Below are 527 nucleotides of genomic sequence, written 5' to 3'. Positions count from 1 at the left end.
GGGGGTTCAGTCCTGGTCGGGGGAGGGTTCGGGCAGCCGGTAGTCGTGGGGGCCGGTCGGGCTGAGTTCGTCGCGGGTGAAGTCGTCCACGGGTACGCCGATCCACAGCTGGGTCGAGCCCGGACCGGGCCGGTCGCCGTGCAGCCAGAGCTCGAAGTCCTCTCCGAGGTCGAACAACCTGCCCGTGTCGCGGTCGTGCACACACAACCGCGCCGCCGCGCCGAAGCACACCCGCACCAGCGACAACCCGGTCGCCGCTTCGATCTCGGCGAACAGCCCGGCGATCCGCGGGCCGGGCACCGCCGACAGCAGCCCGCGGCCCAGTGCGCCGGTGAACGTCTCGGGATCGGTGAACGGGCGCAACCGGGCGGACAGTTCACACCGACGCGCCGCGATGACCGAGAACACGACATCGCCCAACGCCGCGCCGATGCTCGATCTGCGTATCGCCGCCCGTACCAGGGGGAGTTCGTCGCGGGTGAGGTTGCCGCCGACCATCCCCAGCAGATCCGCCACCGACACCACCG

1 protein-coding gene is annotated in these 527 nt (G+C 71.3%); it reads right to left on the bottom strand.

Features of this window, described 5'->3' with window-relative positions; all coding sequences use genetic code 11:
* Nucleotides 1-6 precede the first annotated feature (6 nt).
* A partial coding sequence (locus tag ON30_RS27780; protein ID WP_040711889.1) for a hypothetical protein occupies nucleotides 7-527 on the bottom strand: 521 nt, incomplete at its 5' end.

Source organism: Nocardia takedensis NBRC 100417, assembly GCF_000308695.1.
Classification (GTDB): Bacteria; Actinomycetota; Actinomycetes; order Mycobacteriales; family Mycobacteriaceae; genus Nocardia; species Nocardia takedensis.
This window is presented reverse-complemented; position numbering and strand designations above follow the sequence as displayed.